A 9,942-nucleotide genomic window follows, 5' to 3' on the forward strand; every position below is an offset into this window, starting at 1 on the left:
TCAAACGGCGCTCAGACCGACCAGGGCCGATTCCAGGCCGAAATTCGACCAAAAATATTAGGCTTGCTGCAAGGGAAGGGCACTAAATGCATTGCGTCCGCCTATGGCAAAACGTGTTTCCACACGGCCTCGGTCGAAAACTGCCGGCCGCGGACACACGCTATACGAGCTGAACAGGACCAGAATTCCCAAATAACTCTGGTTTATCCAGTGCTGGATCTTCCTCGTACCCCCTCACAAGAAGGGGAGCGAGCGAGACACGAATCCGCGTAACGGATCAGGAGTCCGTATCAGTCGTACAGCCCCAGCGAGCGCGCATACAGCCGCGTCAGGCCGAACAGCGCATCGATATTGGGCGTGTCGAACTTCACATGCCGCGCAATGTCGCGCACCGTACCGACCAGCGCATCGAGCTCGATCTTGCGATTCGATTCGACATCCTGCAGCATCGACGTGCGAAAAGCCCCCAGCTTGCGCGTGACGGCATGGCGGTCCTGCGGCGTGCCGGGGATGTCGATGCCGATGCGACGGCCGATCTCCCAGGCTTCGAGCATGCAGCGCGAGGCGAACTCGCGCACCGGTTCGTCGTCGACGATGCGGTCGGCCGTGGCGTGCGTGATCGCCGAGATCGAGTTGATCGTCATATTGCCCAGCAGCTTGAACCAGATGTCGTGCTGGATGCGCTCGGCCGTGTCGATGTCGAAGCCCGCCCGGCGCAGCGCCGCGATCACGGCCAGCGCGCGCGGCGTGTCGGCGCCGCCCGCGGGCTCGCCGATGATCAGGCGCTTGCCGGCCACGAGCCGCACCACGCCGGGCTCGGGCGTGGCCGCGGACAGGTGCACCACGCAGCCCAGCACGCGCGCCGCAGGAATGGCGGCGGCGATGCTGCCGTCGGCGTCGGCCGAGGGCAGGGGCGTGCCGGCCAGCTCGGGCGCCAGCCCGTGAAAGAACCACCAGGGCACGCCGTTCATGGCCGAGAGCACCGTGGTGTCGGGCCCCAGCAGCGGCGCGATGCGCCGCGCCACGTCGGGCAGGGCGGTGCTCTTGACCGCGACGATGACCAGGTCTTGCGGGCCGAGCTCGGCCGGGTCGTCGACCGCGCGGATCGCAATCTGGCGCGAACGCGGCGTGCCGTCCACGGTCTCGGTCAGCGTCAGGCCGTTCTTGCGCACGGCGTCCAGCGTGGCGCCGGGCCGCAGCACCGCGCTCACGTCCTCGCCCGCAGCCGCGAGCCAGCCGCCCATCATGCCGCCGATGGCGCCCAGGCCGTAGATGCAGATCTTCATGCCCGGCCCTTGCTCAGTACTTGTAGGAGTCGTCGATGCGGTCGATCTGGCGGATGAGCGCGTCGAACGAATCGCGCCCGGCGCCGAAACGCACGTCGAACTGCAGCGCGTCCTGGCTGCACTGCTTCTGGATCTCGACCGGAATCGGCATGGTCAGCCCCAGCGCGGCGCCGGCCACCTGCAGTTCGCAGGCGCGATTCAGCGTCCACATATAGCTGAAGGCCTGCGGCAGGTTCAGGCCCCAGGCCAGCAGCCCGTGGTTGCGCAGGATGACGGCCTGGCGGTTGCCGATGGAGCGCACCACGCGCGGGCCCTCGTCGGCGTGCACCGTGATGCCTTCGAAGTCGTGATAAGCCACGCGGTCGTACAACATGGCCGCGTAGAAGTTCGACATGTCCAGCCCCGCCTGGCTGTTGGCGACCGCGCAGCCTGCCGTGGTATGGGTGTGCATGACGCAGTGCGCATCGGCGATGCCCTGGTGGATGGCCGAATGCAGGGTGAAGCCCGCGGGGTTCACCGGCCATTGCGATTCGCCGATGATGCGGCCTTCCAGGTCGATCTTGACCAGGTTGGAGGCGGTGACTTCGCTGTAGTGCAGCCCGAACGGGTTGATCAAAAAGTGCCGATCCGGCCCGGGAATGCGCACCGTGATGTGGTTGTAGATGAGCTCGGTCCAGCCCAGCATCGCGAAGATGCGGTAGCAGGCCGCCAGTTCCAGACGCAGCGCGCGTTCTTCGGAGGAGGTCTTGTTGTCCATGATCGCCTCGTGGTGCTTATTTCTGGGCCTGGGCCTGATCGGTGCCCTTGGCGCGTGCGTCGGCAATCTCTTGATGGACCTGGGCCATGTCGACGTTCTTGACCTGATCGAGCAGTTCGTTGAGCTGGCTGGCCGAGAGGGCGCCGGGTTGCGAGAACAGCAGCACCTGTTCGCGGAACACCATCAACGTGGGAATCGAGCGGATGTTCAAGGCGCCGGCCAGTTCCTGCTCGACGTCGGTGTTGATCTTGGCGAAGGTGATGTCGGGATGCGCTTCGGAGGCTTTCTCGAACACGGGCGCGAAGCCGCGGCAGGGACCGCACCAGGGCGCCCAGAAATCGACGATCAGCGTGCCGTCGGGTTTTTCCACGGCGGCCTGGAAGGTGTCTTGGGTCAGTTCGACAATACTCACGGTCTTGTCCTTGCAGCGCGGGGCGCGCGAATGATGAGTGGGGAGATCGGGCGCTGTTCGGGCAGACCGGAGAGCGCTCGTACGTTAATAAGTTAACACGTTAATTAGTTTGCCTGTTTGATTTCGGCGACGATTTCATACGAGCGTAGCCGGTCTTCCAGACGATAAAAATCGGAGACGATCATGATTTCGTCGGCCAGGGTGTCGGCGAGCAGGTCTTCCAGGCCGCGGCGCACGGTCTGCGGCCCGCCTACGATGGCCGCGCCCAGGCGTTGTGCCACCGCTTCACGCTCCCAGGGCGTCCACAGGCCGTCCATGGTGGGCACGGGCGGCTGCAGCGGGCGGCGGTGGTTGCGCACCATGCCCAGAAATTTCTGCTGCTGGGTGGTCGCCAGGTATTGCGCCTGCTCGTCGCTGTCGGCCGCCACGACGGGCACGCCGATCATGGCATGGGGCTTTTGCAGCGTTTCGGACGGCTTGAAGAGGTGCCGGTAAAGCCGCATGGACGCCATGCCCTCGGGCGAGAAGTGGCCGGCGAACGAAAAGGGCAGGCCCAGTTCGGCCGCCAGCCGCGCGCTGAAATCGCTCGACCCCAGCAGCCAGATGGGAATCCGGGACAGCCCCGCGCCGGGATAGGCGCGTACCGCCTGGTTCGCCTGCGGTTCGGCCAGAAAGCCGCGCAATTCCTCCAGCAGCTCGGGAAAATCCATGCCGCTGTGCGGTCCGCGCCGCAGGGCTCGCTGGGTCAGGCCGTCGCTGCCGGGCGCCCGGCCCAGGCCCAGATCGATGCGGCCGGGAAAGAGCGATTCCAGCGTGCCGAACTGCTCGGCGATCACGAGCGGCGCATGATTGGGCAGCATGATGCCGCCCGAGCCCACGCGCAGCGTCGTGGTGTGCGCGGCCACCTGGCCGATGAGCACGGCCGTGGCGCTGCTGGCCACGCCGGGGATGTTGTGGTGCTCGGCCAGCCAGAAGCGCTGGTAGCCCAGTTTTTCGACATGCTGGGCCAGCCGCGTCGTGTTGCGGAAAGCCTCGGCGGCCGTGCTCCCTTCGACGATGGGAGCCAGATCCAGCACCGAAAGCGGCACCTGGGCCAGTTTGCTGCTCATTGATGTACCCTCCTGTCGCTGCGCGACGCCTCCCCAAGGGAGGATTCGCGCTCGAGGCGGCTCGGCGCGCTCATGATTCTCAGCCCGGGAACGCGGCGAAGCGGATGATGAACAGCGCCGACACCAGCCAGGTGGCGGCATGCACCTCGCGGATGCGGCCGGTAAAGGCCTTGAGCACGGCGTAGCTGATGAAGCCGAAGGCCAGGCCGTTGGCGATGGAATAGGTGAAAGGCATGATGAGCGCGGTGAGCGCGGCCGGGGCGGCCTCGGTCACTTCGTTCCAGTTGATCTCGACCAGTTCGCGCATCATGAGGCCGGCTACGTAGAGCAGCGCGGGCGCGGTGGCGTAGGCCGGCACCGAACCGGCCAGCGGCGAGACGAAGAGCGCGGCCAGGAACAGCAGGCCCACCACCAGCGCGGTCAGGCCGGTGCGGCCGCCCGCCTGCACGCCCGAGGCGCTTTCGATGTAGGCCGTGGTGCTGCTGGTGCCCAGGAACGAGCCGAACAAAATGGCGATGCTGTCGGAAAACAGCGCGCGGCCCAGGCGGCCCGGGCGGTCAGGCGCGACCAGGCCGGCACGCTTGGCGATGCCCATCAGCGTGCCGGTGGCGTCGAAGATCTCGACCAGCACGAACACCAGAATCACGTGGAAGAAGCCGGTATGCAGCGCGCCGGCGATGTCCAGCTTGAACAGCGTGGGCGAGAGGCTGGGCGGCGCGGCGAACACGCCGTGGAATTGGTTGTAGCCCAGCAGCATGGACAGCACGGTGACCGCCAGCACGCCGATCAGGATGGCGCCGCGCACCCGCATCGCGTCGAGCACGGCGATGATGAAAAAGCCCAGGATGGCGAAGATCGGGCCCGGGGCGCGCAGGTCGCCCAGGGTGACCTTGGTGGCCTGGTCGGCGACGATGATGTTGGCGTTGGACAAGGCGATGATGGCCAGGAACAGCCCGATGCCGGCCGCAATGGCGCTGCGCAGCGAATTGGGTATGCCCTTGATCAGCCAGGCCCGCACGCCGGTAAGCGTGAGCACGACGAAGATCGCGCCGGAGACGAACACCGCGCCCAGCGCCTGTTCCCAGCTGTAGCCCATGCCCTTGACCACCGTAAAGGCGAAGAAGGCGTTCAGACCCATGCCCGGCGCCATGCCGATGGGCCAGTTGGCGACCAGTGCCATGATGAGGGTGCCGATGGCCGCGGCCAGGCAGGTGGCCACGAAGACCGCGTTGCGGTCCATGCCGGTGGACGAAAGAATGCTGGGGTTGACGAAGATGATGTAGGACATCGTCAGGAAGGTCGTCAGTCCCGCTACGATTTCGGTGCGAACCGTGGTGTCGTGCGCGCGCAGTTGAAAGAGTTTTTCGAACATGGTCGTCGGCTTCTTTTAGGGTTGGACGGCGCGTATTTTCGCACCGGTTTAAAATCCGAGTCGATGATTATTCTGGGATTCGAAAGTTCTTGCGACGAAACGGGCGTCGCGGCGGTCTGCACCGAGCGCGGTTTGCTGGCGCACGCCCTGCATACCCAGATCGCCATGCACCAGGAATACGGCGGGGTGGTGCCCGAGCTGGCTTCGCGCGACCACATCCGTCGCGTCGTGCCGCTCACCCGCCAGGTGCTGGGGGAGGCCGGCCTGGCGCTGGCCGACGTCGACGCCATCGCCTACACCGCCGGCCCCGGGCTGGCGGGCGCGCTCCTGGTGGGCGCCAGCGTGGCCCAGTCGCTGGCCTGGTCGCTGAACCTGCCCGCCATCCCCATCCACCACCTCGAAGGCCATCTGCTTTCGCCGCTCCTGGCCGATCCGCGCCCCGAATTCCCCTTCATCGCCCTGCTGGTGTCGGGCGGGCACACCCAGCTCATGCGGGTCGATGGGGTGGGGCGCTACGAACTTCTGGGCGAAACCCTGGATGACGCCGCCGGCGAGGCCTTCGATAAATCGGCCAAGCTCCTGGGCCTGGGCTATCCAGGCGGCCCCGCGCTGTCGCGCCTGGCCGAGCAGGGCGACGCCGCCCGCTTCGATCTGCCGCGCCCCATGCTGCACAGCGGCGACCTGGATTTCAGCTTCAGCGGCCTGAAGACCGCGGTGCTGACCCGGGTCAGGGCGGCCGAGCAGCAAGGCGGCCTGGACGAGCAGGCCCGCGCCGACCTGTCGGCGGCCACGCAGGCGGCGATTGTGGATGTGCTGGCCGGCAAGTCGATCAAGGCGCTCAAGCAAACCGGCCTGAAGCGCCTGGTCGTGGCGGGCGGCGTCGGCGCCAACAGCCTGCTGCGCAGCAAGCTGGCGCAGGCGCTCAAGCCTTTGAAGGCGCAGGCCTATTTTCCGCCGCTGGCCCTGTGTACCGACAACGGCGCCATGATCGCCTTCGCGGCGGCCGAACGCGTCAAGCACGGTTTGGCGAGCCTGGATAAGGCAAACCACGCCTTTACCGTGCGCCCGCGCTGGGACCTCGCCGATATTTGCGAGGCCTGAGCTGGGCGGCCGGCGCGGTGCCCTTCGGGCACCTTTCGACGAGTCTTACCGGCCGGGCAGTACCTCTGCCAGCGCGTTTCCGGCGTCGATGATGTGCGCCGCCAGCGCTGCGCAGGCGGCCTCGATGTTGCCCGCGCGCAACGCGGCGACGATGCGGCGATGCTCGTCGCCGGAGCGGGCCTGCCAATCCAGCCGACTCCAGGTGGCGAACAGATGCCTGGCGCTGATCCGGTGCAGGTCGGCAATCGAAGAGAGCAGATAGGGCATCTTGCAGGGGGCGAGCAGCGCGCCGTGAAATTGCGCGTTGAGCGTTTCCAGCGCTTCGACGCCCTGCGCCGACGATTCCGCGTCGATCAGCGCATCCAGGCGCTGCAGGTCGCTGCTCGTCAGGCGGGCCGCGCCCTCGCGCAAGGCCAGCGACTCCAGCGCGGCGCGCATTTTGGCGACTTCGATCACCGCGTGGGGATCGAGCGGCGCCGCGCGCACGCCCTTGCGCGGCTCGACGCACACCAGGCCCTGCGCCTCCAGGCGCCGGAACGCTTCGCGCACCGGCACGTGGCTCGCGCCGAATTCGGTGGCCAGGTGGTCCTGCAGCAGCCGCTCGCCCGGCGCGATCCGCCCCGTGATGATTCTGTCGGCCAGTACCGAGGCGATCCGTTCCGTGAGCGAGCGGCCGTCCTTGACGTCGTTGTTCATTGCGGACATGATGGATATAGATTATCTATTATCTATAAAATGTGATCGCTGGGGGTAGCCATGATCCGAAACCGTCCTGCACGCCTTGCGCAGATTGCCGGTATCGGCGTCGACCGCATGGGGGCGCTCGCGGATCATGCCGGCGCCGATATGCTGCGCCTGGAAAATCTCGACACCGACATACCGCCCACGCAGGAGGCGTTGGAGTTTACCCGCGCCGCGGTCGGGCGGGACAGCGCCAATTCATACTTGCCGTTCGTCGGGCAGGACCGGCTGCGCCAGGCGGTCGCGCGCCATCTTGCCTCGCAGACCGGACTGGCATACGGACCCGACAACGTGGTCATTTCCGCGGGCGGGCTCTCGGGCATTCTCAATGCGCTGCTGGCGACGCTGGAGGTGGGCGACGAGGTCGTCGTCACCGATCCCACCTATGCGGGGCTGTTGAACCGGATACGGCTGGCGGGCGGCGAACCGCGCCAGGTGCCGTTTCGATTCCATCCTGCAGCCCCCTGGCAGCTCGACCGCGCGGCCTTGCAGGCAGCCGTCACACCGCGCACCAAGGCCATGCTGCTGATGTCGCCGTCGATGCCGTCGGGCGGGGTGCTGGATGCGGCGGACTGGGCGCTCGTCGCCGATTTGTGTGTGCGCCACGACCTGCTGCTCATTCTGGACAGCGCGATGGAGCGGCTGCTGTTCGACGGGCGGGCGGTCATACACCCGGCCGGCTTGCCGGGCATGGCCGAGCGCACGATCACGGTGGGCGCCGCGTCCAAGGAACTGCGCATGATCGGTTGGCGCGTGGGCTGGACGGTGGCACCCGACTGGCTCATGCCCGATCTGGTCGCGGTCTCGCTGGCCAATGTCGTGGTGCCGGTGGGCATCGCGCAGGAGGCGGCGGCCGTCGCGCTCGAGAGCTCGGCGCAGGATCTGCCGGGCTACGTCGGCGAGCTGGAACGCAGGCGCGATGCGGTCGCGCGCCAGCTCGACGGGTTGCCTTTCGGCATGCCGGCGGGCGGCTGGTCGATGCTGCTGCGCGTGTCGGATTTCGGCCTGGACGGCGAACAGATGTCGCAGCGCCTGTTCGCCCAGGGCGTCTGCGCCACGGGCATGCAGGGATGGGGGCTCGAGCATGGTGCCGCCTACATCCGCTTCGTCTATGCCAACGAGCCGGTCGCCAGATTGCGCAGGCTCGGCGACAGCGTGCGCGCCGCGCTGGATAGGCCGCGGTGAAGACCCACGCGGGCGCCGACTGACGAAGGTCGCTCGAGGCCGCGCGAATCAGAGGTTCGCCGAGGCCCGCGTCAGGCTTTTTTCTTCGAGCCGATCTTGCTCTCGGCCCCCGAAACCAGGCGCTGGATGTTCGCTTTGTGCCGGTAGATCAGCAGCGCCGCGAGAATCACCAGAGCCGTCGTCACCTGCGGATGCACCGTCCAGCCCAGCGTTGCGCCCAGCAGGTAATACAACGGCGCGCAGACCGCCGCGACCAGGGCGGCCAGCGACGAATAGCGGAATACGATGGCCATCAGCAGCCAGGTCAGCGCCACGAGCAGCGCCAGCAGAGGCTGTATCGCCAGCAGCACGCCCAGCGCCGTGGCCACGCCTTTGCCGCCCTTGAAGCCCAGCGTGACCGGATACAGATGCCCCAGAAAGACCGCCAGGGCCGCCGCCGCGTAGACCGGCCAGGACAAGTCGGGCGCCATATACCGGGCCAGCCACAGCGCAAACCAGCCTTTGGCCGCATCGCCCAGCAGCGTCAGCGCGGCAGCCGGCTTGCTGCCCGAACGCAGCACATTGGTCGCGCCCGGGTTCTTGGAGCCGTAGCTGCGCGGATCCTGCAGCCCCATCAGCCGGCTCACCACCACGGCGAAGGGAATGGATCCGATCAGGTAGGCCAGCACGACGAGCGCGGCGGCGAAATAGGGCGAGGAAGCGTCGAAAGCCATGATGGACCCTGGGCATGGGAAGATTGCAGCGGATTCTACCGTGCCGCAAACCTCTCGTTGCGGCGTCGGGCGCGGCCCGCCTGCCGTACAATCAGTTGCCCCGTGTTGCAAGAGGTCGCCGGGGTGCCGAGGCCTACAAGATAGCTTGCAAGAGGGGCTTGCAAGACCGGCATGACGGACCTCCCGATCTGACGATACATGCGCATCCTGGTTTCCAACGACGACGGCTACAACGCGCCGGGGATCGAAGCACTGGCCCGTGCCTTGTCCGGCCTGGGCGAGATCACCGTGGTCGCGCCGGAGACCAACCACAGCGGCGCGTCCAACTCGCTCACGCTCAATCGTCCGCTGTCGGTGCGCACCGCCGCCAACGGCTTTCACTATGTCAACGGCACACCGTCGGACTGCGTCCACGTGGCGCTGACGGGCGGCCTGATCGCCGATCGTCCCGACCTGGTGGTTTCCGGCTTCAACAACGGCGCCAATCTGGGTGAAGACACCTTGTATTCCGGCACCGTGGCCGCCGCCAGCGAAGGGTATCTCTTCGGCATCCCTTCCATCGCGTTTTCGCTGATCGAGAAGGGCTGGGCGCATCTGGACGATGCCGCCCGCGCAGCCCGCCAGATCGTCGAACGCCAGCTGGCCCACCCCATGGGCGCAGTGCTGCTCAGCGTCAACATTCCCAGCCGCCGCTACGAAGACCTGACCGGCTATGCCGTCACGCGGCTGGGCAAGCGGCATCCCTCACAGCCCGTGGTGCGCACCACCACGCCTTATGGCGACACGGTGTACTGGATCGGCCCGGTCGGCCAGGCGTCCGACGCCGGGCCCGGCACGGATTTCCACGCCGTTGCGCAAGGCAGCGTCTCACTGACGCCGCTGCGGCTGGACCTGACCCAGCACGAGCAGCTCGACGCGTTGCGCGGCTGGACGGGCGAGCTGCCGCGATGAGCAAAAGCCTTACGCCCGACGAAATCGAGCGCCAAGGCATGGCCGGCCGGCGCACGGGCCGCGGCACGACCGGCGTGGGCAAGGGCTTTACGCCGGCCAACAGCAACACGCGCATCTCGTCCGGCGCCGTGCCGCGTTCGAGCAGCGCACCCGCGGCGCCGCCGGCTTCGCCTGCCGGCGGCAATCTGGGCCTGAATTCCGACAGGCTGCGCCACGCCATGGTGCAGCGCCTGCGCGCGCAGGGCATCGTCGACGAGCGGGTGCTCGGCGCCATGATGGCGGTGCCGCGGCATCTTTTCGTCGACGAAGCGCTGG

Annotated in this window: 10 protein-coding genes and 1 pseudogene; 4 read left to right on the plus strand and 7 right to left on the minus strand. The window is 67.2% G+C overall.

The window, feature by feature from the left end:
• Nucleotides 1-290 precede the first annotated feature (290 nt).
• The 5 genes from ACTHJ1_RS11490 to ACTHJ1_RS11510 all read right to left on the minus strand — a co-directional run bounded on the left by ACTHJ1_RS11490 (nt 291) and on the right by ACTHJ1_RS11510 (nt 4,936).
• Entirely contained in the window at nt 291-1,286 is a 996-nt protein-coding gene (locus ACTHJ1_RS11490) for a 2-dehydropantoate 2-reductase (RefSeq protein ID WP_440192287.1), read from the minus strand.
• Between the two features lie 13 nt (nt 1,287-1,299).
• The gene (locus tag ACTHJ1_RS11495) at nt 1,300-2,043 is read right to left on the minus strand and encodes a class II aldolase/adducin family protein (RefSeq protein WP_440192290.1); all 744 of its coding nucleotides are present in this window, start codon (nt 2,041-2,043) and stop codon (nt 1,300-1,302) included.
• A gap of 16 nt (nt 2,044-2,059) precedes the next feature.
• Complete coding sequence (gene trxA, locus ACTHJ1_RS11500) at nt 2,060-2,455, minus strand: thioredoxin (protein WP_440192293.1); 396 nt, start codon at nt 2,453-2,455, stop codon at nt 2,060-2,062.
• A gap of 104 nt (nt 2,456-2,559) precedes the next feature.
• Nucleotides 2,560-3,564, minus strand: coding sequence for an LLM class flavin-dependent oxidoreductase (locus ACTHJ1_RS11505; protein ID WP_440192296.1), 1,005 nt, complete (start codon nt 3,562-3,564; stop codon nt 2,560-2,562).
• Nucleotides 3,565-3,643: 79 nt separating this feature from the next.
• A complete protein-coding gene (locus ACTHJ1_RS11510) occupies nt 3,644-4,936 on the minus strand; it encodes an NCS2 family permease (protein ID WP_440192299.1) in 1,293 nt (430 codons plus the stop codon).
• Between the two features lie 63 nt (nt 4,937-4,999).
• Here ACTHJ1_RS11510 and tsaD point away from each other — a divergent pair, with 63 nt between their 5' ends.
• Entirely contained in the window at nt 5,000-6,037 is a 1,038-nt protein-coding gene (gene tsaD / locus ACTHJ1_RS11515; RefSeq protein ID WP_440192302.1) for a tRNA (adenosine(37)-N6)-threonylcarbamoyltransferase complex transferase subunit TsaD, read from the plus strand.
• A gap of 45 nt (nt 6,038-6,082) precedes the next feature.
• Here tsaD and ACTHJ1_RS11520 read toward each other — a convergent pair whose 3' ends face one another.
• Entirely contained in the window at nt 6,083-6,742 is a 660-nt protein-coding gene (locus tag ACTHJ1_RS11520; RefSeq protein WP_440192305.1) for a GntR family transcriptional regulator, read from the minus strand.
• A gap of 51 nt (nt 6,743-6,793) precedes the next feature.
• Between ACTHJ1_RS11520 and ACTHJ1_RS11525 the strand changes: the two genes are divergently transcribed.
• Complete coding sequence (locus ACTHJ1_RS11525) at nt 6,794-7,963, plus strand: pyridoxal phosphate-dependent aminotransferase (RefSeq protein WP_440192308.1); 1,170 nt, start codon at nt 6,794-6,796, stop codon at nt 7,961-7,963.
• 71 nt (nt 7,964-8,034) lie between these two features.
• Here the strand turns inward: ACTHJ1_RS11525 and plsY are convergent, their stop codons facing one another.
• Nucleotides 8,035-8,676, minus strand: coding sequence for a glycerol-3-phosphate 1-O-acyltransferase PlsY (plsY, locus tag ACTHJ1_RS11530; protein ID WP_440192311.1), 642 nt, complete (start codon nt 8,674-8,676; stop codon nt 8,035-8,037).
• Nucleotides 8,677-8,874: 198 nt separating this feature from the next.
• Here plsY and surE point away from each other — a divergent pair, with 198 nt between their 5' ends.
• Nucleotides 8,875-9,627: a 5'/3'-nucleotidase SurE gene (gene surE / locus ACTHJ1_RS11535; protein ID WP_440192314.1), complete on the plus strand. Its 753-nt coding sequence runs from the start codon at nt 8,875-8,877 to the stop codon at nt 9,625-9,627.
• Nucleotides 9,628-9,665: 38 nt separating this feature from the next.
• A pseudogene (locus ACTHJ1_RS11540) lies at nt 9,666-9,942 on the plus strand (protein-L-isoaspartate O-methyltransferase); the annotation flags it as partial.

Source organism: Bordetella sp. (genome assembly GCF_051960075.1).
In the GTDB taxonomy this organism is placed as follows: domain Bacteria; phylum Pseudomonadota; class Gammaproteobacteria; order Burkholderiales; family Burkholderiaceae_B; genus Bordetella.